Origin of the sequence: Pseudomonas quasicaspiana (assembly GCF_021147825.1) — a bacterium.
In the GTDB taxonomy this organism is placed as follows: Bacteria; Pseudomonadota; Gammaproteobacteria; order Pseudomonadales; family Pseudomonadaceae; genus Aquipseudomonas; species Aquipseudomonas quasicaspiana.
The window spans coordinates 23,583-48,306 of the sequence record NZ_JAGTPI010000045.1; the positions used below are offsets into that span (position 1 = coordinate 23,583).

General features: G+C 56.8%; 17 protein-coding genes and 1 pseudogene. 15 read left to right on the forward strand and 3 right to left on the reverse strand.

All coding sequences use genetic code 11. The features are described 5' to 3' along the window. Positions 1 to 29: 29 nt before the first annotated feature. Complete coding sequence (locus KDX30_RS21635) at positions 30 to 317, reverse strand: hypothetical protein (protein ID WP_231677455.1); 288 nt, start codon at positions 315 to 317, stop codon at positions 30 to 32. A gap of 745 nt (positions 318 to 1,062) precedes the next feature. Between KDX30_RS21635 and KDX30_RS21640 the strand changes: the two are divergent. Next, positions 1,063 to 1,555 (forward strand): annotated as a pseudogene (locus KDX30_RS21640) (IS30 family transposase); the annotation flags it as partial. 215 nt (positions 1,556 to 1,770) lie between these two features. Continuing rightward, complete coding sequence (locus KDX30_RS21645; RefSeq protein ID WP_231677456.1) at positions 1,771 to 2,514, forward strand: tetratricopeptide repeat protein; 744 nt, start codon at positions 1,771 to 1,773, stop codon at positions 2,512 to 2,514. A 1,711-nt stretch (positions 2,515 to 4,225) separates the two neighbouring features. Here the strand turns inward: KDX30_RS21645 and KDX30_RS21655 are convergent. After that, positions 4,226 to 4,870: an HAD family hydrolase gene (locus tag KDX30_RS21655; RefSeq protein WP_231677457.1), complete on the reverse strand. Its 645-nt coding sequence runs from the start codon at positions 4,868 to 4,870 to the stop codon at positions 4,226 to 4,228. 650 nt (positions 4,871 to 5,520) lie between these two features. Between KDX30_RS21655 and KDX30_RS21660 the strand changes: the two genes are divergently transcribed. The 4 genes from KDX30_RS21660 (at position 5,521) to KDX30_RS21675 (ending at position 11,616) form a co-directional block, all read left to right on the forward strand. Then, a complete protein-coding gene (locus tag KDX30_RS21660) occupies positions 5,521 to 7,557 on the forward strand; it encodes an NADPH-dependent 2,4-dienoyl-CoA reductase (protein WP_231677458.1) in 2,037 nt (678 codons plus the stop codon). Positions 7,558 to 7,599: 42 nt separating this feature from the next. Continuing rightward, positions 7,600 to 8,622 carry a 1-aminocyclopropane-1-carboxylate deaminase/D-cysteine desulfhydrase gene (locus tag KDX30_RS21665; protein WP_231677459.1) on the forward strand — a complete coding sequence of 341 codons (1,023 nt, stop codon included), beginning with the start codon at positions 7,600 to 7,602 and terminating at the stop codon, positions 8,620 to 8,622. A gap of 148 nt (positions 8,623 to 8,770) precedes the next feature. After that, the gene (locus tag KDX30_RS21670; RefSeq protein WP_027902003.1) at positions 8,771 to 10,114 is read left to right on the forward strand and encodes an MFS transporter; all 1,344 of its coding nucleotides are present in this window, start codon (positions 8,771 to 8,773) and stop codon (positions 10,112 to 10,114) included. Between the two features lie 272 nt (positions 10,115 to 10,386). Then, on the forward strand, positions 10,387 to 11,616 hold the full coding sequence (locus KDX30_RS21675; protein WP_231677460.1) for an MFS transporter: 1,230 nt from the start codon (positions 10,387 to 10,389) through the stop codon (positions 11,614 to 11,616). A 3-nt stretch (positions 11,617 to 11,619) separates the two neighbouring features. Here KDX30_RS21675 and KDX30_RS21680 read toward each other — a convergent pair whose 3' ends face one another. Beyond that, the gene (locus KDX30_RS21680) at positions 11,620 to 12,603 is read right to left on the reverse strand and encodes a DUF1853 family protein (RefSeq protein WP_231677461.1); all 984 of its coding nucleotides are present in this window, start codon (positions 12,601 to 12,603) and stop codon (positions 11,620 to 11,622) included. Between the two features lie 230 nt (positions 12,604 to 12,833). Between KDX30_RS21680 and KDX30_RS21685 the strand changes: the two genes are divergently transcribed. The 9 genes from KDX30_RS21685 (at position 12,834) to KDX30_RS21725 (ending at position 24,582) form a co-directional block, all read left to right on the forward strand. Continuing rightward, positions 12,834 to 13,724: an NAD(+) kinase gene (locus tag KDX30_RS21685; protein WP_027902006.1), complete on the forward strand. Its 891-nt coding sequence runs from the start codon at positions 12,834 to 12,836 to the stop codon at positions 13,722 to 13,724. Further along, positions 13,724 to 14,692, forward strand: a complete 969-nt coding sequence (locus KDX30_RS21690; RefSeq protein ID WP_122703598.1) for a metallophosphoesterase — start codon at positions 13,724 to 13,726, stop codon at positions 14,690 to 14,692. Before KDX30_RS21685 ends, KDX30_RS21690 begins: the two co-directional genes overlap by 1 nt. Continuing rightward, the gene (locus KDX30_RS21695; protein ID WP_231667191.1) at positions 14,692 to 15,564 is read left to right on the forward strand and encodes a rhomboid family intramembrane serine protease; all 873 of its coding nucleotides are present in this window, start codon (positions 14,692 to 14,694) and stop codon (positions 15,562 to 15,564) included. Before KDX30_RS21690 ends, KDX30_RS21695 begins: the two co-directional genes overlap by 1 nt. Positions 15,565 to 15,601: 37 nt before the next feature. After that, positions 15,602 to 15,862: a YeaC family protein gene (locus KDX30_RS21700; protein ID WP_027902009.1), complete on the forward strand. Its 261-nt coding sequence runs from the start codon at positions 15,602 to 15,604 to the stop codon at positions 15,860 to 15,862. Beyond that, a complete protein-coding gene (locus KDX30_RS21705; RefSeq protein WP_027902010.1) occupies positions 15,859 to 16,689 on the forward strand; it encodes a DUF2797 domain-containing protein in 831 nt (276 codons plus the stop codon). The genes KDX30_RS21700 and KDX30_RS21705 overlap by 4 nt, the downstream gene beginning before the upstream one ends. An 11-nt stretch (positions 16,690 to 16,700) precedes the next feature. After that, on the forward strand, positions 16,701 to 19,367 hold the full coding sequence (gene pepN, locus KDX30_RS21710; RefSeq protein WP_231677462.1) for an aminopeptidase N: 2,667 nt from the start codon (positions 16,701 to 16,703) through the stop codon (positions 19,365 to 19,367). Positions 19,368 to 19,726: 359 nt separating this feature from the next. Then, complete coding sequence (locus tag KDX30_RS21715; protein WP_231677463.1) at positions 19,727 to 20,686, forward strand: omptin family outer membrane protease; 960 nt, start codon at positions 19,727 to 19,729, stop codon at positions 20,684 to 20,686. Positions 20,687 to 21,045: 359 nt separating this feature from the next. Next, positions 21,046 to 22,152, forward strand: coding sequence for a WD40/YVTN/BNR-like repeat-containing protein (locus tag KDX30_RS21720; protein WP_231677464.1), 1,107 nt, complete (start codon positions 21,046 to 21,048; stop codon positions 22,150 to 22,152). A 45-nt stretch (positions 22,153 to 22,197) separates the two neighbouring features. Next, positions 22,198 to 24,582, forward strand: a complete 2,385-nt coding sequence (locus tag KDX30_RS21725) for an efflux RND transporter permease subunit (RefSeq protein ID WP_406643964.1) — start codon at positions 22,198 to 22,200, stop codon at positions 24,580 to 24,582. The last annotated feature ends 142 nt before the right edge of the window (positions 24,583 to 24,724 follow it).

Consider the following 24,724-nt stretch of genomic DNA (forward strand, 5'->3'; position numbering starts at 1 on the left):
ACCGAGTTCCTGTCGTTTATCCAACTCATCTATTTTTTCCTGCAAACCTCAACGTCGTTTTGCGTTTTCAGATCGGTGTCGATGCCGAGCCGATACCTGCAATAATCAATGATCCAGTTACGCTCCTCCTCCGTGAGTCGTTCGATTTGACGAGTTTCTCCGTCATTGGCGTGGATATTGTAAAACTTTATATGAAACGTCGGATGCTTCTTGATGAAGAGAATGGTTTCGATGTCCCCATCTTCCAGCGCTTCGTAATACCCAGTGTAGAGGAAAGTCACCAGAACCAACACACTCAGGGTTATCAACTTCTTCATTCTTGCGGCACCGGAGTCGGGAGTAGTTGAGTCGTTGTTCTGAGGTTCCTGAGCAGTTCCATGCCTACGTCTCCGGGACATATCTTCCCTTCAGATGCTTGGCCTGGCTAACCCCAATGCCCGCCAAAATGCTTGGTCACAAACACACTCTTCAACGCGTCCATCAGATGCATCATCGCGGTGATCTGGGCAGCGTATCACGTTGGTGGTGCTGTACCCGAGCCTAACGAGCGCCGCACGGCCCTTTGCGAGCTATCGCTGAAGGATACCGGTTACATCTGAGCGGCCAATCGTTGCCGTCTGCTTGATAAAAAATGGCTACATTGCGTCAATTAGCAATTTCCAGACAGTGTTTCGATCTGCATGGCTAACGAGTGATGTAGCAGGACATATCTTGGAGTGACTTGATGAACTGACACTGCACAATAGAGTCCTGACTAACTACGCGTCATCGACCACTGTGAGCTTACCACTCTTCGATTTTAGAGGTCGACAGCAAGCTTCGTGCATGCTATCTGACAAAGCTACGTATCCATGATGTTGCGCACGGAAATAATGTTGCTGCCAAGGCAATGGTCATACGGCGAGAGATATAAAGGCCCGTCGAATCCGAGATCACTGCGCAAACGCGATTCTCCGTGGAGGTATGGGGACTACAGGCTCGACTCAGGAATGAGGACTACCTGTTCACGTCGGTTAAAAATTTCGGAGCACATTTCCACGCGCCAATACTTGACGGCCGCAAAGACTAAGCGCAACACCTAACCATTTCGGTATCCATGGGGGACCATCAGAGATTGAGGGATACGTTTATAGGGGGCAACTTCCTGCATCGTCTTTAGGTACCTCTGCGGCACGTACCAGTGGCTGCGTGATCTTAGTAAAATGAAAGAAGCGAAGGGGACCTCTGCGATGAAGAGCTTCAGTGCGGCGCTAAATCGCATGCCTCTAACGATGAGTAAAAGCATGACTTACGACCAAGGCCGGGAGGTGGCGCGACACGTCGAAATTACTCAAAAAACGGTGTCGTGATTTATTTCTATGACCCGCACAGCCCCTGGCAGCAAGGCAGTAAAATGAATATCAACGGGTTGATTCGTCAGTATTTACCGACGGGGACTAACCTGTCAGTACGCAGCCAGGAAGAGCCTGATGCCATAGCGCTGCAATTGAACATGCGTCCACGCAAGCGCTTGGACTTTAAATGTCCAATTGAAGTCATTAGCGAAGTGATGCAATAGGTCTTTGCGATGCAGACACTGTCTCAGCGTCAAGGCAATGACCTTGTTGCACGTAGCTCCAGCGTCCGCCCAGTGGCAAGCCCTTCCTCGGTGCAGGGATGCGTGTATTTCATTGGCATATCAACTCCTTACATCTGGTATTGCACTTGCTCCTTGATACCGCCTACGCTTCCCTCCGCTTGATGGGAAAATTTTCAAACAGGATTGGAAATATGGACGGTAAACTAACTCTTTCAATGCGTCGCTTCATACCGCTTCAAGCACTCGTCTTGTTGCTGACCACGCCGCTAGCGGCTCATGCCGACGTCACCGAAGAAGAGGCTACGGCGAACTGCCTTAAAATCAGTGAGTACTCCGCCGAAGGTGGAAAATTTTACAAGCTCAAGGAATACGCCAAGGCCCGCGAACAGTACGAGTATCAGGCTGGCTGGTCCGAGAGTTGTCAGCTAGACGACGATAAAGTCGCGATCGCCTACAACAACGTGGCGCTCACTTACATCCACGAAGGCAATTATCTGAAAGCCCGTGCATGGTTGAGCATTCTGCCCAACGATAAAAAATCGATGTTCAACCTTGGCAAAATCAGTGGTGAGATAAAGAACTCGCTGGCCAAGCTATCGGGTAAGCCGGAAGGCCGGTATTGGAGCTATGCCGGGGCGTCGTTATGGAACAGCATGACCATCAAGCCCCAAGGTCAAAAATACAATGTTGATTTTGAGGGTTATTACGCTGGCTTGATGGCGATGTATTACGGCCCGAATCTCGGTGTCTTTTCAGCCGTAGTTGAATTCAATAATGGCAAGGCTCACTACGCAATGAGTGGCGACGATGGCGACTGTGAATACGACTTCGATATTAAAAAGGATGTTCTCGAGGTAAAACGCACAGCGGGTGAGTCGTGTGGATTTGGTCATAATGTCGGGGCTGAAGGGGATTATCAGCGAGTCGAGTTCTGAAGAATCAAGGGAGGGCGTCTCAAGAGTTTTGCTAGGCAGTCATCGCCAAGTGATGCTAGATGTCATGGTTATGCGGCATGATGCCCCAACTTCAATTTAATAATTGTGTTGCACACAGATCCTGCAACCGCCCTCTCTTATAGTCAAAGCCTGAACTCCTTCCATTGATATTAACCCAGTGCGGTATGAGACCCATACAATGCGTCATACAAAAGGTTCGCTGATCGATCGCAGAACAAAAAATATCAGAGCCGTACAGGTCCTTCTGGGCCACACCAAGCTGGAAAGAACCGGTAGGTATCTTGGCATCGAAGTGGACGACGCACTTGAGATGGCCGAGGAAACTGAGATGTGACTAGGCAACGGCTACGGGGCAATTACCCCGCCGCGTTCGGCCATAAGCTGCAATTTATGCTCACGAAATCAATGAGCCCCGATAGTGACCTGCCGTGACGATGCTGAGCGATGAATCAGGGAGCTGAGCTGTCTGGATGAGAATGTTATCGACCTAATCAAGACGGTCAAAGTTCTGGCCGATGTCATCCACAGTCTTCCCTGCGATAGAGGGTAGGGAGGAGAGGAGGGGGCACGACGGTGCTGATGTAAAGCTAGCTAACGGGGAAAATATCCTAATATATCCTGTTGACTATAAATTATAGTTAGTCGGATGTATTAGGTATAAACCGTCTGAGGCAGACCTGTGTAACGTATTTCAAACCGTTCCGCTTGCTCCCTGTGTTCAAGATTTTCCAATAATTATTTGTAATCCTTCCGAGGTGTTTTATACAGCACATGAGAAGGTTCGTTATTGAAAATTTTAATGGTGGCTTGAATCAGTCGTTTCATGACCCTGGCTCGGCCTGTTTCAGAGCCGGCGGGGAGAATTATGAGTGTCTTTTCAACTTCATATTTGAAATTTTTGTGCCGATAACGCTGGCCTGGAAACGCCTCAACTTTTAAAAAATGGTCAACTATAGATACAGTGTGACGCTTGCCATTTCACCTCCTTTCGCAAGTGGAAATCAACAATAAAGGGCGGTCTCAGCATGCTCGAATCTATCGAGCGAATGCGACCTTCCAGTTCTCTGGGATCGCTGTCCCGTTTCTTTGGGCATTTGTTGTCCAAACCCTTCCGACTGTAACTCATACAGTTAACGCCGGGTTGGCCTTGGATTGTCGGCCCACCAAGCAGCGCATCTAGCGGTGCGCGATAGCCTTGAGATGGTTTTGCAAAATCTACATCAGCTCGGAATTTCGGGAGTAGCTGGCGATGATATCCATGGCACGGGGCCGTTGCCAATATTGACTTAAGGGGGGGGAAGAGGAAGAGTCCTGAGCCCGGTCATTATTCGAAAGCATCAAAACCCAAATTCTCACTTCGCGGTGCTGCGCCCCCGTGCGCTCCGAGCGCAGGCTTGTAAGAGCCGCCATCTGTTGCTTGGGAGCTTATTTAATTTCAGTTGAAATGAAAAAAATCTCAATCCTAGTGAAAAGCCATGTTTATTCGATAACAGGCTTTTGTCTGGCCTGAAGCAGCCCCTAAGCCAGCTGCACGTTTAAATCATCAACTTGTCACTTAGAGTCATTGGGCGCATCGTCAAATGGTCGGCCATGAGGTGCGTCATGGTGGACATGGTTTATCCAGGCTTTATGTATTGAGTGCTTCTTGCTGGACCTGGTCAGCACACAAGCCGCTTCCTTCCAGCGACTGCTAGATGCGAGTCAGCAGTTGTGCCAAGTCACGGTAATGCCTGGCCAGATAAAAGTCAGGTCGTCCGACGTAAACCGAGAAGTCGGTGTCTAGTCCATAACCCACTACCTTCGTGCCTGCTGCCAAACCGGCCTGTACGCCGGCATGGCTGTCCTCCACCAATAGGCAGTTCTCAGGCGGTAAATCCAGGAAATCACAACCTGCGAGAATTAGCCCAGGCTCTGGTTTCCAGGATCCAACGTCGTAGGCACTGATGAGACGGCCTTCGAACCAGGGATATAAACCAGCCGCCTTGAGCGTCGTCTCTATTTTAGAGGGGGGGCCATTGGAAGTAACGCAACCAGGAAGTTTCAACGCCTTGACGAAGTCCACAGCGCCCGGCATTGCATTCAGCCCAGCCTGGAACATGTGAAGACTTGCCTCGCGAAACGATTGAACAAATCTGTCTACATTGAGACCGGGCGCTTGCGTTTTGATGTCAGCCATGAACAACTCAAACTGCACGCCTCGATAGCGATCCAGCACTTCGGCCACAGAAAGCTGGATATTGTGCTCTGACAGCATTTGATGCAGCAGCGTCGCTGCGACGCGTTCGCTGTCGACGAGAGTCCCGTCGTTATCAAAAATGATGCCTTTTACGCTCATTGCTGTTCTTCCCTCAAATGCGATTTTTTGACGATAACAGTGCGTCTGGATGCTTTGTGTGATTGCTGCATTGTCGACGAAATCAGATTACCAAAGGGGAGTATTTGTCGGATGCCCACCGTTACGATACCGCTGCGGAGCGCGACTAAAACGTCGGTGTAGAGAATCCTGCGCACCAAGGCATAGCCTCATACCCAGCGATAGTCGTTTCTGGCTGCCGTTCGACAGCAACCGCAAGATGATGACGGACCCACCCTGTGGGACCGAATTTATTCGGGAAGAGGCCAGCACATCCGCCACATTTTTATGGTCAGGAATGCCGCCTTCCCGGATGAAGTGGAGCGCCACCCCGGCCGTCCCACTAGCTGTCTGTTTTGCTGCGCGACAGCGTGGTATCAGGGATACCGGGGGCGGATCCTACAGCAATGCATTCCACTTGAGAGGAATGTGTTCTGTCGATATCAGGCTTTGGCTTGCCGAGACAGTCCAAAAAGCCAGCTGCACGTTTAAATCATCAACTTGTCACTTAGGGTCATTGAGCGCATCGCCAAGCTCGTCTTTACTGTTGCGCAATGAACAGGCCGCGAAGGCCTGAATAATTGACGGCTGCCTCAGGCGGTCGCATTCCGTGACAGTTCGATGGAGTTTCTATGGTCGCCGCTCATTACCCGCACCTGCTGGCCCCGCTGGACCTGGGCTTTACCACGTTGCGCAACCGCACCCTGATGGGCTCGATGCATACCGGGCTGGAAGAAAAGCCAGGCGGTTTTGAGCGCATGGCGGCGTATTTTGCCGAGCGGGCGACGGGAGGTGTCGGGCTGATGGTCACGGGTGGTATTGCGCCCAATGAAGAAGGCGGCGTTTACACCGGCGCGGCCAAGCTGACCACGATTGAAGAGGCAGAGCAGCATCGCGTGGTGACTCAGGCGGTGCATGCTGCGGGTGGCAAGATTTGTCTGCAAATCCTTCATGCCGGACGTTATGCCTACAGCAAGAATCAGGTTGCCCCCAGCGCCATTCAGGCGCCGATCAATCCTTTCAAACCTCGCGAGCTGGACGAAGCGGGGATCGAAAAGCAGATCGTCGATTTCGTCACCTGCTCGACGCTGGCCCAAAGCGCCGGGTATGACGGCGTGGAGGTGATGGGTTCTGAAGGCTACTTCATCAACCAGTTCCTGGCGGCCCACACCAACCATCGAACGGATCGTTGGGGCGGCAGCTACGAAAATCGCATGCGTTTGCCGATGGAGATCGTTCGCCGGGTTCGCGAAGCCGTGGGGGCCGAGTTCATTATTATCTTCCGCCTGTCGATGCTGGATCTCGTGGAAGGCGGCAGCACCTGGGAAGAGATCGTGCAATTGGCTCAAGCCATTGAGCAGGCCGGTGCGACGATTATTAACACCGGTATCGGCTGGCACGAAGCGCGGATTCCGACCATCGCAACCAAAGTGCCGCGCGCTGCGTTCAGCAAAGTCACGGCCAAGTTGCGCGGCTCGGTGGGCATTCCTTTGATCACCACCAACCGCATCAATACGCCGGAAATCGCCGAGCAGATTCTCAGCGAAGGCGATGCCGACATGGTCTCCATGGCGCGGCCTTTTCTGGCGGATCCGGAATTCGTCAACAAGGCAGCGGCGGGGCGCGCCGATGAAATCAACACCTGCATTGGCTGCAATCAAGCCTGTCTGGACCATACTTTTGGCGGCAAGTTGACCAGTTGTCTGGTCAACCCGCGTGCCTGCCATGAGACCGAACTGAATTACATCCCGACCCGCCAGAGCAAGAAAATCGCCGTGATTGGTGCCGGTCCTGCGGGCCTTGCGGCATCCACAGTGGCTGCTGAACGTGGGCATCACGTCACCCTGTTTGATTCAGCCGCTGAAATCGGCGGTCAGTTCAACATCGCCAAGCGTGTACCGGGCAAAGAGGAGTTCTACGAAACCCTGCGTTACTTCGCGCGCAAGTTGCAAACCACGGGCGTAGAAGTGCGGCTCAATACCCGTGTTGCCGTTGAGGATTTGCTGGGCGCCGGTTTTGACGAGGTAATCCTGGCCACCGGTATTGCGCCGCGCACGCCAGCGATTCCGGGTATCGATCATCCGAAGGTGCTGAGCTATCTGGATGTGATCCTGCAACGTAAACCGGTCGGGCAGAGCGTTGCGGTTATCGGCGCAGGCGGTATCGGTTTCGACGTTTCGGAGTTTCTAGTGCATCAGGGCATTTCCACCAGTATGGATCGAACTGCTTTCTGGAAAGAGTGGGGCATCGACACCGCCCTTGAAGCCCGCGGAGGCGTGGCGGGGATCAAGCCGGAGCTGCACACCCCGGCGCGGCAGGTGTTTCTGTTGCAGCGCAAGGCTTCGAAGGTCGGCGACGGTCTTGGCAAGACCACTGGCTGGATTCACCGTACCGGTTTGAAGAACAAACAGGTGCAGATGCTCAACAGCGTCGAATACCTGCGCATCGACGACGCCGGTCTGCACATTCGTATCGGTGAAGGCGAGGAGAAGGTTTTGCCGGTGGACAACATCGTGATCTGCGCCGGACAGGATCCGTTGCGCGAACTGTATGACGGGCTGGTTGAAGCCGGGCAATCCGTGCACCTGATCGGCGGCGCGGATGTCGCGGCCGAGCTGGATGCTAAGCGGGCGATTGATCAGGGTTCGAGGTTGGCGGCGGGGTTGTAGAGTTTTCCTGGGGTTTATGCTTAATCAGTTAAATCGCAGCCAATGCTAAACTCCCGCCCTTCATCCTGCGGTCCCTTCCTTGTGTCCATCGCCCCGATTCACTGGCAACCCAGCGCTCCTCTCCAGCGGCTAAACCTGCCTTGGCTCGCCAGTGCAGGTGTCGAGGTTGCGGTCCTGCGCCTGGATCTTATCGATCCGCTGATCAGTGGCAACAAGTGGTTCAAGCTCGCTCATCACCTTGCGGCAGCCAGCGAGGTGAATGCGAAAGGCGTTATCAGTCTGGGCGGCGCGCATTCCAACCATCTGCATGCGTTGGCAGCAGCGGGCAAGCGGTTTGGCTTTGCCACGGTCGGATTGTTGCGCGGTCACGCCGTTGAGACGCCCACCACGGTCGATCTACAGGCGTTCGGCATGCACCTGCACTGGCTTGGCTATGGCGGTTATCGCGCACGCCATGAGCCGGACTTCTGGCCTTCGTGGCTGACGCAACACCCTGATTTCTACCCGATCCCGGAAGGCGGCGGAGGTTTGCCCGGCGCGCTTGGCTGCGCCGGCTTGCTGGAGATGGCGCACGAACAACTGAGCGAACTGGGCTGGAGTGATTATCACGGCTGGTGGCTGGCTGCAGGAACGGGCACCACGCTAGCTGGACTAGTGTTGGCCGAGGACGGCGCGCATCCGGTGTACGGCGCCATGGCGGTGCCGGATGATCATGGGGTTGAACAGAATGTCGCGGCAATTCTGGCCCATCGCAAAACCGGTAGGAGCGAACTTGTTCGCGAAGCGTCTAGCCTGACACACCGCCTCGCGAACAAGTTCGCTCCTACCGATGACTACATCCTCATCAGCGCCTCCCGTGGCGGCTTCGCCAAAACCGATCCGCACCTGCTGGATTTCATCGTCAGTAGCGAATCCCAAAGCGGCATCCCCCTCGAACCGCTGTACACCGGAAAGGCGCTGTTGGCCCTCCACGATGAGGTGGTCGCCGGGCGTTTCCCGGTCGGCACGCGGCTGATCTTCATCCACACCGGCGGCCTGCAGGGACGACGGGCAATGGGCTTGTAATCGTTGATCCAAAGCCTCTGGCATGAATCATGCGCGATCGAATAGCAATGGGGTCGGTCCTGAATACGCGGATGACACTTTTGGAGTGAGCCGTCGCAGTGACTGTCCCGATAATCGATAGCTTCCTGATGAAATGTCGAGGTCCAGCATGACAAGCGCCGCTACAGAGCAAGTCAGCCCCAAAACGCTGAGAAAAGTGATTGTCGCCGCCGCCATCGGCAACTTCGTCGAATGGTTCGACTTCGCCGTTTATGGCTTTCTCGCCACGGCTATCGCCCAACAGTTCTTCCCCAGTGGCGACGCCAGTGCAGCGCTGCTGAAGACTTTCGCGGTATTCGCGGTGGCCTTCGCTTTTAGGCCTCTGGGCGGAATTTTCTTCGGCATGCTCGGCGACCGGATTGGTCGCAAACGCACGCTGGCAATGACCATTCTGCTGATGGCCGCAGCCACGACCTTGATTGGTCTATTGCCCACCTACGCGGCGATTGGCGTGATGGCGCCGATTCTGCTGACGCTCATTCGTTGCGCGCAGGGCTTTTCAGCGGGCGGTGAATACGCAGGCGCATGCGCTTATCTCATGGAGCATGCGCCCAGCGACAAGCGAGCCTGGTACGGCAGTTTTGTCCCGGTCTCGACCTTTTCTGCATTCGCCGCAGCGGCTGTAGTCGCTTATGCCCTTGAGGCTTCACTGTCACCGGAAGCCATGGGCAGTTGGGGCTGGCGCTTGCCGTTCCTGATTGCTGCGCCGCTGGGTCTGGTCGGTTTGTATCTGCGCTGGAAACTGGATGAAACTCCGGCATTTCAGGCGGTGGCGCAGGAGCATGACGTCGCCCATTCGCCCCTCAAGGAAACCCTGCGTAACCACGGAGCGGCGATTTGCTGCCTGGGTGCATTCGTGTCGCTGACGGCCTTGTCGTTCTATATGTTCACCACCTACTTCGCGACTTACCTGCAAGTAGCGGGTGGTCTGAGTCGTGCGACGGCGTTGCTGGTGTCGTTGATTGCATTGCTCTTTGCCGCAGCGATTTGCCCGTTGGCCGGGTTGTACTCCGACAAGGTCGGGCGCCGCGTGACGGTCATGACCGCGTGCGCGCTGTTGATCGTGGTGGTATTCCCGTCATTCTTGATGGCCAGTTCCGGCTCGTTCGTGGCGTCCATCGTCGGCGTGATGCTGCTGGCGGTCGGCGCGGTACTGTGTGGCGTGGTCACGGCCGCGCTGCTCTCGGAAACCTTTCCGACCCGTACGCGCTACACCGCTTCGGCGATCACTTACAACATGGCTTACACCATCTTCGGCGGCACCGCGCCGTTGATGGCGACCTGGCTGATCACCACTACGGGCAGCAATTTGTCCCCGGCGTTTTACCTGATTGCCGTGGCATTGCTGGCATTGGCGGGTGGCCTGGCGCTGCCGGAGACCTCGCGGATATCGCTGCATGATGTGCCGACGGGGCAGAAGGGCGAGCCGGGTGTGGCAGCGACTCAAGTCTAGATTTGCAATGCAATCCTGTGGGAGCCGGGCTTGCCCGCGATACATGAGACGCGAACAGAAGCCACACCGCGTTATCGTTTATCGTCGGAATGCCGCCCAGACCAAGCCCGGCTCCCACAAAAGCCTGCATATCAGTGACAACCCTCTGTCATCTGCGCAACAAAATGTAGCGGCCATGCCCCAAAAAATGGCACATTGGCGGGCCTTGTGCCGCTGACATATCTTGCAATAACCGGGTCGTGGCACATCCAATAGCTTCGCGGATGAACTCCATGGACGTAAGCAACGCCTCCACCAGCGCAATTCCTGCTGCAACTCCTCCGAACACCAGCACCAGCAGCCCGCTGGTCATGCGCATCATCGGTGCTGTGGCACTGGCGCATCTGGTCAACGACTTGATTCAGGCGGTGCTGCCGTCGATCTACCCGCTGCTCAAGGAAAGCTACGGCCTGACCTTTACGCAGATCGGCCTGATTACCCTGACGTTCCAGATCACTGCCTCGCTGTTGCAACCTTGGGTGGGTTATTACACCGACCGCCATCCCAATCCGCTGGTATTGCCAGTCGGTTCGCTGTGCACCTTGATCGGTATTCTGATGCTGGCCGTGGTGGGCAGTTTTCCAATGATTCTGCTGGCCTCGGCCCTGATCGGTATTGGCTCTTCTACCTTTCACCCGGAAGCTTCACGCATTGCGCGGCTGGCGTCGGGTGGACGGTTTGGACTGGCGCAGTCGACCTTTCAGGTGGGCGGCAACACCGGCTCAGCGTTTGGCCCGTTGCTGGCCGCAGCGATCATCATTCCGTTCGGTCAGGGGTATGTGGCCTGGTTCGGGCTGGTCGCGCTGTTTTCTGTGGGACTGCTATACGGCATCAGCCGCTGGTACCGCGCGCACTTGAATCTGTTCAAGCTCAAGCAAGGTCAGGCCGCGAGTCATGGTCTGTCCAAAGGACGCGTCACTGGCGCGCTGGTCGTCCTGGCGTTTCTGATCTTCTCCAAGTTCTTCTACATGTCGAGCATCACCAGTTACTTCACCTTCTACCTGATCGAGAAGTTCGACCTGTCGGTGGCTAATTCCCAGCTGTATCTGTTCCTTTTCCTTGGAGCGGTGGCTGCGGGCACGTTCTTCGGTGGGCCGATTGGCGACCGGATTGGCCGTAAAGCGGTGATCTGGTTTTCGATTCTCGGTGCTGCGCCGTTTACCCTCGCGCTGCCTTATGCCGATCTGTTCTGGACCAGCGTGCTGAGCGTGATCATCGGTTTCATTCTGGCGTCGGCGTTTTCCGCCATTGTGGTGTATGCCCAAGAGCTGGTGCCGGGTAACGTCGGCATGATCGCCGGGATCTTCTTCGGCCTGATGTTCGGCTTTGGCGGGATTGGTGCGGCCTTGCTGGGTTATCTGGCTGACAGCCACGGCATTCTGTTCGTCTATAACCTGTGTTCCTATCTGCCGCTTCTGGGGATCCTGGCGATTCTGCTGCCGCGCACTAAAAAAGCCGCTTGAGATTCAGGCGGGCGACGCGGGCAACGTGATGGTTTGAGTCATGTTGCTTGTGTCACCCAGCCGTGGCCAGATGTCCGAAACGAGGAAAACCCGTTCGGCTTCCTCCCATTCGCCGCTGCCGTTTTCCACCAGCCTTACCAAAAGTTGCGCCGGAGCCAGCGGGTCCAGTTGAGTCAGCCAGTCCTGCAGTTGTGAATCTTTCCAGGCTTCGGCGTAATGGGCCGGGGCCAGCCAGGCGTGACGAGGCAATAACTGCCAGCGACCTTCCGGCCGTTGCGCGGTAAATGCGTGCCAATCCTTCTGATGCAGCCAACTGCCGCGCAAGTGCTGGTGATGGACGCCTTGCGGAGAGTCTGTCTGGCCGGGCCACGGGTAAAGTAGATAGCCCCCAAGCCACAGTTGCGCGTCAAACGTATCGATGCCCAGCGCTGCGAGCAGTTCGCGGCTTTCCGGGCGGGCGGAAATCGGCAGTTGATGTTGGCTCAGGTGGGCAAGTTTGAGGTCAAGCCGGTCATGGCAACCAGGCCCCAGCCATTGCGCAGGGTCACTGCCGTCACCTTGCTGCGGTCCGAGATAGAGCTTTATCGCCAATTCCACGTGGTGCACGCCTTCGGCATCGCGCAGCAGCATGTCCAGCTCACCCAGGGTTTGGCCGCCCAGGCGAATCGGCAGGTTCGCGGCGATCATCTCGACACCAGGAGCCTGAGCTACTGCAAATTGCCATAAACGCTCGTAATACAGGCCCAGCCGACGGGTTGCGCCCAGTGCCAGCCAGTGGAGCAGGGCGCTGCTGTCCTGGTCCAGCCTGAGTAGAAAGTCTGCCAATAGTTGAGGTGTTTGCACCCAGTCGCTGGCAGTCAAAGGATGACGCTGCGGCCACGGCGTTTCGCTCAGCATCGGCGGCGCCAGAATCACCCAGGCCAGGTCCCGCACTTGCGGCGTGCGTAACTGGCGGGGCAGGTGGGTGAGGCTGTGGAATAGAGTCATGGTCGCAGGATAGCGTTAACTGGCAACCATCGGTCAAAGTAGGAGCTGCCGAAGGCTGCGATCGGCCGGGAACCGGACGTTTAATCAGACCTGTGGAAGGTCATTCCGACCTTTTCGCAGCCTTCGGCAGCTCCTACAGGTTGAACATCCGGGAACGATCAATTGCCGCTACCCCGGCCTTTCGCCCATAATCGCTGTCTTTAAGCCGCATCGAACCCCGCAGGAGCCCCATGGAGCAGTTTCGTAATATCGGCATCATCGGCCGCCTGGGCAGTGTTCAGGTGCTCGATACCGTGCGCCGACTCAAGAGATTCCTGCTGGAAAGGCACCTGCACGTCATTCTGGAAGACACCATTGCCGAAGTATTGCCAGGCCACAACCTGCAAACTTCATCGCGCAAGATGCTCGGCGAAGTCTGCGACCTGGTGATCGTGGTGGGTGGTGACGGCAGCCTGCTGGGCGCGGCTCGTGCGCTGGCCAAGCACAACACGCCGGTGCTGGGCATCAACCGTGGCAGCCTGGGCTTCCTCACCGATATCCGCCCCGACGAACTGGAAATCAAAGTCGCCGAAGTGCTCGACGGCCATTATCTGGTCGAGAACCGCTTCCTGCTACAGGCCGAAGTCCGCCGTCACGGCGAAGCCATCGGTCAGGGCGACGCGCTCAACGATGTGGTGCTGCACCCCGGCAAGTCGACGCGGATGATCGAGTTCGAGATCTACATCGATGGTCAGTTCGTCTGCAGCCAGAAGGCCGACGGCCTGATCGTCGCCACGCCTACCGGTTCGACCGCGTATGCGCTTTCCGCTGGCGGGCCAATCATGCATCCCAAGCTGGATGCGATCGTGATTGTGCCGATGTACCCGCACACCTTGTCCGGACGGCCCATCGTAGTGGATGGGAACAGTGAGCTGAAAATCGTGGTCTCAAAGGACATGACGATTTATCCGCAAGTCTCCTGCGACGGCCAGAACCATTTCACCTGCGCGCCGGGTGACACCGTCACGGTCAGCAAGAAGCCGCAAAAACTGCGCCTGATCCACCCACTTGATCACAATTATTACGAAGTCTGTCGCACCAAGCTGGGCTGGGGTAGCCGGCTTGGTGGTGGAGGCGACTGATGTTCGATCCCGCGCGTAGCTACGATTTGATCGGTGACGTGCATGGCTGTGCCCACACGCTGGAGAAACTGCTCAGCGTGCTGGGTTATCGCTTTCAGGCAGGCGTGTGGCGACATCCTGAGCGCATCGCGTTATTTCTGGGGGACATCATTGATCGCGGCCCGCTGATTCGCGAGTCGCTGCACATCGTGCGCGATATGGTGAAGGCGGGGCACGCGCTGTGCATCATGGGCAACCACGAGTTCAATGCGTTGGGCTGGCATACACCTGCCCCGCCGGAGAGCGGCAAGCAGTTCGTCCGGGAACATTCGCTTCGTCATAGCAAGCTTATGGGCGAGACCTTGGCCCAGTTCGAGCAATATCCGGATGAGTGGAAGGAATTTGTCGACTGGTTCTACGAGCTGCCGCTGTTCATGGATGCCGGACGTTTCCGCGTCGTACATGCCTGTTGGGACGCCAGCCTGATCACACCGTTGATCACGATGCATGGCGGTGGCTGCATCAATCAGGAATTCGTCCAGGCCTCGGCGGTTCAGGGCAGCTTTGCCTGCGCAGTGTTTGACCGTTTGTTGCGCGGCACTGACATGCGCTTGCCCCATGGCATTACGCTGACCGGCGGCGATGGCCTGACCCGTGAGTTTTTCCGCACCAAGTTCTGGGAAGACGACCCGCAAACCTACGGCGACGTGGTGTTTCAGCCGGACGCGCTGCCCGAAGGTGTGGCCAAGACGCCACTCTCTACGACTGAAAAGAACGCCTTGCTGCGCTATGGCGCTGACGAGCCGATGCTGTTCGTCGGGCATTACTGGCGCAGCGGGATTCCCGCCCCGATCCGGCCGAACCTGGCTTGCCTGGATTACAGCGCCGTGCTCTACGGCAAACTGGTCGCCTATCGGCTTGACCAGGAAACCTGCATCGATCCGGACAAGTTTGTCTGGGTTGATGTTGAACGTCCCGAGGCTGTTTGATGAGTCCTGTTGCTGTACTGCGTCTGCCATTGACCACCGACCTGAGTGGTTTTATCAGCCTGTTGAATCGTCTGCGCGTGCCACATCGGGTCAGCGAAGAAGCGGGAGAGCAAGTCCTCTGGGTGCCCGACACGCCGCAACTGGCGGACGATATTCGGGCTTTGTATCAGCAATACCCGGACGGTGATGAGCACTATCAATTGCCGCCGGGTGAGCAGAGCACCCCTGCGCCGCGTCCCGGCTTTGTTCAGCAACTGCGCGACAGTCCGGTCACCACGCTGGTGCTGCTGGCGTGTTTGATAGTCGGTGGCATCACGCTGTTGGGGGAAAACCTCGACGCAGTGCGCTGGCTGACCTTTCTCGATTTCCGCGTACAGGGTGAATACGCGACCTTCCTGCCGCTGGGCGACAGCATTGCAGCTGGCCAGTGGTGGCGGATCGTCACGCCGATGCTGATTCACTTCGGCATCCTTCATCTGGCCATGAACGCTATGTGGTACTGGGAGCTGGGCCGCCGTATCGAGTGGCGCCAGGGCAGTTTGCATCTGCTGGGTCTGACCCTGCTGTTCAGCGCTGTTTCCAACACTGTTCAATACCAGTTCGGCGGCCCCAGCCTGTTTGGCGGGTTGTCCGGCGTGCTTTATGGGCTGTTGGGTCACTGCTGGATCTTTCAATTGCTCGCACCCAACCCCATCTATCGTCTACCGCGCGGTGTGCTGGTGATGATGCTGGTCTGGTTGGTGCTGTGTCTTTCAGGGCTGGTCGGCATGCTGGGCTTTGGCGAAATCGCCAACGGTGCCCATGTCGGCGGGCTGATCATCGGTTGCGTCACGGGTCTGATTGGCGGGTTGATTGCCCGGGTCAGGACCTGATGTTGAATGCTGTTTAATGAAGAGTCAGGAGTGCGCTATGTCCTCTTTTGCCGAAATGATTGAAAACATCACCCCGGATATCTACGAAAGCCTGAAGCTGGCGGTAGAAATCGGGAAGTGGTCCGATGGCCGCAAGCTGACTCAGGAACAGCGCGAGTTGTCCTTGCAGGCGTTGATTGCCTGGGAAGTGCAGAACCTGCCGGAAGACCAGCGCATCGGCTACATGGGCCCGCAGGAATGTGCGTCCAAGTCCACGACTGTGCCGAATATCCTGTTCAAGTCGGATGCCATCCATTGATTGAGATTGGTCGCGGAGCAGTCAACAAAATGTCGGCGCGGCTTAATGCCTCGCAGGTTGAATATGCGTTTCGTCTGGGCGATACCGAGATTCCGGTCAATCCGCTGATTGGCAAAACGGTGCGTCTGGAGTTCCTCGGTGCGATCCATTGCAGCCATTGCGGGCGCAAGACAAAGTCCAGTTATAGCCAGGGTTATTGCTACCCGTGCATGCTCAAGCTGGCGCAGTGCGACATCTGCATCATGAGCCCGGAAAAATGCCACCACGAGCACGGCACCTGTCGCGATCCAGCGTGGGGCGAGCAGTTCTGCATGACCGATCACGTGGTCTATCTGGCCAACTCGTCGGGCGTCAAAGTCGGCATTACCCGTGCCACCCAGTTGCCGACCCGCTGGCTGGATCAGGGGGCCAGTCAGGCCCTGCCTATCATGCGCGTTGCGACCCGCCAGCAGTCCGGTTTTGTCGAGGACTTGCTGCGCAGTCAGGTTGCCGACCGCACCAATTGGCGCGCGCTGCTCAAGGGCGATGCGCAGCCCGTGGATCTGGCCGCGATTCGCCAGCAGTTGTTTGAAAGCTGCGCTGAAGGGCTGGCCGGATTGCAAGAACGATTCGGCTTGCAGGCCATCCAAATGCTGCATGACGTCGAACCGATCGAGATTCGCTACCCCGTCGAGGCGTACCCGACCAAGATCGTCAGCTTCAATCTGGACAAGAACCCGATCGCCGAAGGCACTTTGTTGGGCATCAAGGGCCAGTACCTGATCTTCGATACCGGCGTGATCAATATTCGTAAATACACGGCTTATCAGCTCGCCGTGCATCAGTAAGAGGACTCATCATGCGCACCGAACAACCGCAAATGATCTACCTGAAGGATTATCAGGCTCCCGAGTACCTCATCGACGAAACGCACCTGACGTTCGAGCTGTTCGATGACCATTCGCTGGTTCACGCACAACTGGTCATGCGCCGCAATCCCGAGCGCGGTGCGGGCCTGCCGCCGCTGGTGCTGGACGGTCAGTTGCTGGAACTGCTGTCGGTCAAGCTGGGCGACGTCGAGCTGAGCGCTGCTGATTACCAGTTGACCCCGGACCACCTGACGCTGCACCCCACGGCCGAGTCATTCACGGTCGATACCAGCGTGCGCATCCACCCGGAAACCAACACCGCACTGGAAGGCCTGTACAAATCCAGCGGCATGTTCTGCACCCAGTGCGAGGCCGAAGGCTTCCGCAAGATCACCTATTACCTCGACCGCCCGGACGTGATGAGCAAGTTCACCACGACCCTGAGCGCCGACAAGCACAATTTCCCGGTATTGCTCTCAAACGGCAACCCGATTGCCAGCGGCCCGGAAGATGACGGCCGGCACTGGGCGACCTGGGAAGACCCGTTCATGAAGCCGGCGTATCTGTTTGCGCTGGTGGCCGGTGATCTGTGGTGCGTCGAAGACAAGTTCACCACCGTGAGCGAGCGCGAAGTAACCCTGCGCATTTACGTCGAGCCGGAAAACATCGACAAATGCCAGCACGCCATGACCAGCCTGAAGAAGTCCATGCGCTGGGATGAAGAAGCGTACGGCCGTGAATACGACCTGGACATCTTCATGATTGTCGCCGTGAACGACTTCAACATGGGTGCCATGGAGAACAAGGGCCTCAACATCTTCAACTCCAGCGCCGTGCTGGCCCGCGCCGAAACTGCCACCGATGCCGCGCACCAGCGGGTCGAGGCCATTGTTGCCCACGAATACTTCCACAACTGGTCGGGCAACCGCGTGACCTGTCGTGACTGGTTTCAGCTGTCGTTGAAAGAAGGCTTCACGGTTTACCGTGATTCAGGGTTCTCCGCAGACATGAACTCGGCCACGGTCAAGCGTATTCAGGACGTGGCCTATCTGCGTACCCACCAGTTCGCCGAAGATGCCGGCCCGATGGCTCACGCCGTGCGCCCGGACAGCTTTATCGAGATTTCCAACTTCTACACCCTGACCGTGTACGAGAAAGGCTCGGAAGTCGTGGGCATGCTTCACACCTTGCTCGGTGCACAAGGTTTCCGCAAAGGCAGTGATCTGTACTTCGAGCGCCATGACGGCCAGGCCGTGACCTGCGATGACTTCATCAAGGCCATGGAAGATGCCAATGGCGTCGATCTGACCCAGTTCAAACGTTGGTACAGCCAGGCCGGTACGCCGCGTCTGGCGGTCAGCGAGTCTTATGACAGTGCAGCGAAAACCTACAGTCTGACTTTCCGCCAGAGCTGCCCGACCACACCGGGTCAGCCGGGCGAAAGCAAACAACCTTTCGTGATCCCGGTGGAGCTGGGCTTGCTGGACAAGCAGGGCGGCGAAATCCCGTTGCGTCTGCAAGGCGAAGACGCTGCCGCTGGCAACACGCGAGTGATTTCTGTCACCGAAGCCGAGCAGACCTTCACCTTCGTTGATATTGCTGAACAGCCGCTGCCCTCGTTGCTGCGCGGTTTCTCGGCACCGGTGAAACTCAGCTTCCCGTACAACCGCGACCAACTGATGTTCCTCATGCAGCATGACAGCGACGGCTTCAACCGCTGGGATGCAGGTCAGCAACTGTCGGTACAGGTGCTGCAGGAGTTGATCGGTCAGCATCAGAAAGGCCAGCCGCTGGTTCTTGATCAGCGTTTGATTACCGCATTGGGCAGCGTTCTGGCGGATACCTCGCTGGATCAGGCCATGATTGCCGAAATGCTCTCGTTGCCGGGCGAAGCCTACCTGACCGAAATCAGTGAAGTGGCCGACGTGGATGCTATCCATGCTGCCCGTGAATTTGTGCGCAAGCAGCTTACAGACAGCCTGTTCGACGGTTTGTGGGCGCGCTACACGGCCAACCGCAAGGTGTCGAAAGCCACTGAGTACGTCGCTGAAGCCGAGCATTTCGCCCGTCGCGCACTGCAAAACATCGCCTTGTCGTATCTGATGCTCAGCCAGAAACCGGAAGTGCTGGCTGCAACCATCGAGCAGTTCGACACCAGTGACAACATGACCGAGCGCCTGACAGCCCTTGCCGTGCTGGTCAACTCGCCGTTCACCGCCGAGAAAGACAAGGCGCTGGCAGTGTTTGCCGAGAACTTCAAAGACAACCCGCTGGTCATGGATCAGTGGTTCAGCGTTCAGGCAGGCAGCCCGCTGCCGGGTGGTCTGGAGCGGGTCAAGACGTTAATGCAACACCCTGCATTCAACATCAAAAACCCGAACAAGGTCCGTGCCCTGATCGGTGCGTTTGCTGGCCAGAACCTGATCAACTTCCACGCAGCGGATGGGTCCGGCTACCGTTTCCTGGCAGATCTGGTCATCCAGCTCAACGGCTTCAATCCGCAGATCGCTTCGCGTCAATTGGCGCCCCTGACCCGCTGGCGCAAATACGACAGCAAGCGTCAGGCCCTGATGAAGGACGAACTGGTGCGCATCCGTGATTCGGGTGAGCTGTCCAGCGACGTGTTCGAAGTGGTGAGCAAAAGCCTCGCCGAATAGCGAAGACTGTTGATCCAAGGGCCTCCCGCGCAAGCGGCAGGCCCTTTTTTATGGAGCTAACTCGGTCCCACCGGATCGCGGTGACCTGGGCTGGGTGAAAAACCTGTGGGAGCGAATTCATTCGCGAAGGGGCCGTACATTCACAGCATCTGCGTCGTCAGGAATGCCGCCTTCCCGGATGAATCCGGTCCCACTGGATCAGCGTACGTAGGGTATTTCCAGCGCTCTACGTGGACCTTTCACACACTCAGCCAAGGATTCGGCTGGCAGAGACGTCCTGCAAACTCGCCCATCCTTTCGACCCCGTGTTGCGTTGCCCTTGGGCTGTACGCGCGCGTCATCTCGCAAAGGTAGGGATTATGTTGATAAACGGACGGAAAGCGTTGGTTTTACTGGGGCTGGTTGCAGTAGGGCAAGAGGTATTGGCCGATGCTCAGATCACCAACGAGCAGAAACTGCGTCTTGGCAGCATCGAACTCAATCTGGGAGTCGGATTGCTGAACGGCAAATCTCAGGAGAAGGTCTACGATCTCGGCCAGAAACTCAGTGAGCTGAATTGGGACATCAAGCAGGTCCCCACCTTGCATCTGGGGTTCGCCTACAATCCTCTGAACTGGCTGACCCTCGATGTGCGTGGCTGGACGCGCATGAATGCGGGCAATAGCCATATGACGGATCACGACTGGCGTGATGGCGAGGCGGCAGGCTGGACCCATTTTTCGGATCACCCTGATACCCGGCTCAACAAAGCATGGCAAGCCGAGGTTTCGGCGACAGCCTGGACCCTCAAGCGTGAAGACCTGGCTTTCGGTGTTATGGCGGGCTATCAGCGCAGTCAGTTTGATTGGCAGGCTCGGGGTGGCAGTTACGTCTATTCCAGCGAGGGTAATTTCCGTGATCTAACCGGAGATATTCCTGCTGATGTAAAAGGCATTACTTACCGGCAGACCTATGCCACGCCATTTCTCGGTCTTGTGGGTCTCTACAACCATCAGAACTGGACCCTTGAAGGTCGCTTCAAATACAGCCAGTGGGTCAAGCCCAGGGATTTCGATACCCATCACTTGCGTAATCTGACGTTCGACGGTGACCACGGCAGCCGAGGCCGTATGCAAAGTCTGGCACTGGCGCTGTCGTACAACTTCAATCCGCAGTTCTCGGTGAAGGCGGGCATTGATTATCAGGTCTACAAGGAAGCCCTTGGCAGTGCGTTTATCAAGGACTATACGGAGGGAGAAAGCGGGCGCACCCCGGCGAACTCCAGCTCGCAGGCCAACAGAACAACCGTGTCCAGTCTGGCTGTGGCTTATCAGTTCTGACCTTGGCAGGGCGTAGCGTCGAACCCTGCCTACACTGGCTGAAGCCGGTCCCACGTCATCATTGATTCCTGTGGGAGCCGAGCTTGCTCGCGATAAGAACGCCGCAGATATCAGACCTATCGCGTCCAGCCTTATCGCGAGCAAGCTCCGCTCCCACAGGTCACGCGACTGGTTTTCGGACTGCATCACCCCAACTGATAACCCACCAATCACGCAAGAGGCTTCGACCAAAGATACCCCTATGTCGATTGTCATGAGTTTCCAAAGCTGGATAGGATAGGTCTGCTTCCAGAAGCCCAAGGCTAGAGCGCTTGGTCTCGGCTAACCTAATAAAAATAAAATGGAAAAGGGGACGCTTCATGAGTGAGCCTGTAAATCGGCGCACGCAGTCCGGTGGGCATTCGGCCTTCGGACGGCCACCGGCATTCTGGACGGGCAAACCTAGGGTGAAAGTGTGCTCATTGCTGGCAGCGTTCACCTTGTCGAGTGTTGTCACGTTATCGATGGCGGCCACTGAAAGCGCGCCTGAAAAGGCTGACCCAGCTCAAACCACGCTGTACTCCATCGAATCCGCACGCGCCTGTCGCAGTCTGCTGCTGGACGTCGCTCATGCCGGTGCGCGTCTGGTCGTGGTGGGCGAGCGCGGACATATTCTGTATTCAGACGATCAGGGCAAGACCTGGACCCAGGCCAGGGTGCCGACCCGTCAGCTACTGACTTCGGTGTATTTCGTCGATGACAAACACGGTTGGGCCGTCGGCCACGATGCACAGATTCTTGCCAGCAACGATGGGGGCGCCAATTGGGTCAAGCAATTCGAAGACCTGTCCCGTGAAGCACCGTTGCTGGATGTCTGGTTCAAGGACGCGTCAACCGGTTTTGCAGTAGGCGCCTACGGCATGTTGCTGACTACGCTGGATGGCGGCCAACACTGGGAGGACGTCAGTGACCGCCTCGACAATGAAGACCAGTACCACCTCAATGGCATTACCCATGTTGCCGACAGCGGCTTGTTCGTGGTGGGCGAGGCGGGGGCGATGTTCCGTTCCCGTGACGAAGGTGAATCCTGGGAAAAGCTTGAAGGACCGTACCAGGGATCACTGTTCGGCGCGATGGGGACCGGTCAGCCCGGCACGCTGCTGGTTTACGGGTTGCGCGGCAATCTCTATCGCTCCACCGATTTTGGCGATACCTGGGAGCCCATCGAACTGAAAGCTGCACGCGGGCCACTGGAATTCGGGCTGGCCAACGCCACCTTGCTAAACGACGGTTCGCTGGTGCTGGTGGGGAACGGCGGCAGCGTGATGCGCAGCACCGACAATGGCCTGAGCTTTCAGGTGTTCAACCGTCCCGACCGGATTTCGCTGTCCGGGGTGACGGCCGATGCGCAGGGCAATCTGATTCTGGTTGGACAGGGAGGCGTACGCGTCACCTCGCCGACGGGCGCCGAGTCCAGCCAGCAATAAGAACAATCAGAACAATCAGGGCGGGGAAATTCCGGGATGAGTAATCTGCACGACACTCAGCAGCACAGCGACGATAAGGCAACGTTCCTTGAACGTTTGATCTTCAATAATCGGCCGGCAGTGATTGTCATCTGCCTGCTGGTCAGCATCCTGTTGTTCTGGCAGGCGACTCTGGTTAGGCCATCGACCAGTTTTGAAAAAATGATTCCGCTGGATCACCCCTTCGTCCAGAACATGATGAAGCACCGTAACGATCTGGCCAATCTGGGCAACACCGTGCGGATTTCGGTCGAAGCGCTGGATGGCGACATATTTTCCAGGCAATACATGGAGACCCTGCGGGAAATCAACGACGAGGTGTTCTACATTCCCGGTGTTGACCGTTCAGGCCTGAAATCCCTGTGGAGCCCCAGCGTGCGCTGGACGGAAGTGACGGAGGAGGGCTTTGCCGGTGGTGAGGTCATCCCGCAGAGCTACGACGGTTCCGACGACAGCCTCGATCAGTTGCGTAATAACGTGCTCAAGTCCGGGCAGGTCGGGCGTCTGGTGGCCAACGACTTCAAGTCGAGCATCGTTGATGTGCCGCTGATGGAGTCTTATCCGGACCCTGAGGATCAGGGCAAGCTGCTCAAGCTGGACTACCAGCAGTTTTCCCACCAGCTCGAAGAAAAGATCCGCGACAAATACCAGGCTCAGAACCCCAACATCAAGATTCATATCGTCGGCTTTGCCAAAAAAGTCGGTGACTTGATCGATGGTCTGGTGATGGTCGTGCTGTTTTTTGGTGTCGCGTTTGTCATCACGCTGGTATTGCTGATCTGGTTTACGCGCTGTATTCGCAGCACCGTTGCCGTATTAAGTACGACGCTGATTGCGGTGGTCTGGCAACTGGGTTTGATGCATGTGGTGGGGTTCGGTCTGGACCCGTATTCGATGCTGGTGCCGTTTCTGATCTTCGCCATCGGTATTTCCCACGGGGTGCAGAAAATCAACGGCATTGCGCTGCAATCCAGTGACGCCGAGAATGCCCTGACCGCAGCGCGGCGCACGTTCCGTCAATTGTTCCTGCCGGGCATGATCGCGATTCTGGCGGACGCGGTTGGTTTTATCACGTTGCTGATCATCGACATCGGAGTGATCCGCGAGCTGGCCATCGGCGCATCGATTGGTGTGGCGGTCATCGTGTTCACCAACCTGATTCTGTTGCCGGTCGCCATTTCCTACGCGGGTATCAGTAAGAGGGCAGTGAGCCGCAGCAAGCAAGATGCCGTCTCCGAACATCCGTTCTGGCGTTTGCTGTCAGGCTTTGCCAGCGCCAAAGTCGCTCCGGTGTCCATCGTGCTGGCGCTGCTGGCCTTCGGTGGTGGACTTTGGTACAGCCAGAATCTGAAGATCGGCGACCTCGATCAGGGGGCGCCGGAACTGCGTCCCGACTCGCGCTACAACCAGGACAACAGCTTCATCATCAACCACTACTCCACTAGCTCCGATGTGCTGGTGGTGATGGTCAAGACGCCTCGCGAAGGTTGCTCGGCTTACCCGACCATGTCCGCCATCAACGAACTGACCTGGAAGATGGAGAACACGCCGGGCGTGCAGTCGGCAATATCACTGGTCACAGTCTCCAAACAGGTCATCAAGGGCATGAACGAGGGCAACCTGAAATGGGAAGCCCTGTCGCGCAACAAAGACGTACTCAACAGCTCCATTGCCCGGGCCGATGGCCTGTACAACAACGATTGCTCACTGGCGCCGTTATTGGTTTTTCTTAACGACCACAAGGCCGAAACCCTGGATCGTGCCGTGCATGCTGTGCAGGAATTCGCCGCCGAAAACAATCGTGAAGGCCTGGAATTCCTGCTGGCAGCAGGCAACGCCGGGATCGAAGCAGCCACCAACGAGGTGATCAAGCGCTCCGAGTTGACCATCCTGATTCTGGTCTACATCTGTGTGGCGGCCATGTGCATGATCACCTTCCGCTCGTGGGCGGCGACGCTGTGCATCGTCTTGCCGCTGGTGCTGACCTCGGTGCTGGGTAACGCGCTCATGGCGTTCATGGGCATCGGCGTCAAGGTCGCGACCTTGCCGGTAGTGGCGCTGGGGGTGGGGATCGGTGTCGATTACGGCATCTACATCTATAGCCGTCTGGAAAGCTTCCTGCGGGCAGGCCTGCCGTTGCAGGAAGCGTATTACGAAACCCTGAAGTCCACCGGTAAAGCAGTGCTGTTCACCGGGTTGTGTCTGGCGATTGGCGTGTGCACCTGGATCTTCTCGGCGATCAAGTTCCAGGCCGACATGGGCCTGATGCTGACCTTCATGTTGCTGTGGAACATGTTCGGCGCACTGTGGCTGCTGCCAGCACTGGCGCGGTTCCTGATCAAACCGGAGAAAATGGCCGGCAAGGTGGGGAATTCTTTGTTTTCACATTAGTGGAGTAGGACCTGTGGGAGCCGGGCTTGCCCTAATGCCAGTAAGTTAAGGAATTGACTTGTCCGTCCACCGAGAATAAAAAACGGGCTCCGTCGATCAGAGCCCGCCCCATGCCCCTTCAGAGCACTTTTCAAGAGATCAT

Bases quoted from the DNA above. Each gene is read 5' to 3' on its own strand.
- KDX30_RS21635 (WP_231677455.1), bottom strand. From the start codon at position 317: ATGAAGAAGTTGATAACCCTGAGTGTGTTGGTTCTGGTGACTTTCCTC.
- KDX30_RS21645 (WP_231677456.1), top strand. From the start codon at position 1,771: ATGGACGGTAAACTAACTCTTTCAATGCGTCGCTTCATACCGCTTCAA.
- KDX30_RS21655 (WP_231677457.1), bottom strand. From the start codon at position 4,870: ATGAGCGTAAAAGGCATCATTTTTGATAACGACGGGACTCTCGTCGAC.
- KDX30_RS21660 (WP_231677458.1), top strand. From the start codon at position 5,521: ATGGTCGCCGCTCATTACCCGCACCTGCTGGCCCCGCTGGACCTGGGC.
- KDX30_RS21665 (WP_231677459.1), top strand. From the start codon at position 7,600: ATGCTAAACTCCCGCCCTTCATCCTGCGGTCCCTTCCTTGTGTCCATC.
- KDX30_RS21670 (WP_027902003.1), top strand. From the start codon at position 8,771: ATGACAAGCGCCGCTACAGAGCAAGTCAGCCCCAAAACGCTGAGAAAA.
- KDX30_RS21675 (WP_231677460.1), top strand. From the start codon at position 10,387: ATGGACGTAAGCAACGCCTCCACCAGCGCAATTCCTGCTGCAACTCCT.
- KDX30_RS21680 (WP_231677461.1), bottom strand. From the start codon at position 12,603: ATGACTCTATTCCACAGCCTCACCCACCTGCCCCGCCAGTTACGCACG.
- KDX30_RS21685 (WP_027902006.1), top strand. From the start codon at position 12,834: ATGGAGCAGTTTCGTAATATCGGCATCATCGGCCGCCTGGGCAGTGTT.
- KDX30_RS21690 (WP_122703598.1), top strand. From the start codon at position 13,724: ATGTTCGATCCCGCGCGTAGCTACGATTTGATCGGTGACGTGCATGGC.
- KDX30_RS21695 (WP_231667191.1), top strand. From the start codon at position 14,692: ATGAGTCCTGTTGCTGTACTGCGTCTGCCATTGACCACCGACCTGAGT.
- KDX30_RS21700 (WP_027902009.1), top strand. From the start codon at position 15,602: ATGTCCTCTTTTGCCGAAATGATTGAAAACATCACCCCGGATATCTAC.
- pepN (WP_231677462.1), top strand. From the start codon at position 16,701: ATGCGCACCGAACAACCGCAAATGATCTACCTGAAGGATTATCAGGCT.
- KDX30_RS21715 (WP_231677463.1), top strand. From the start codon at position 19,727: ATGTTGATAAACGGACGGAAAGCGTTGGTTTTACTGGGGCTGGTTGCA.
- KDX30_RS21720 (WP_231677464.1), top strand. From the start codon at position 21,046: ATGAGTGAGCCTGTAAATCGGCGCACGCAGTCCGGTGGGCATTCGGCC.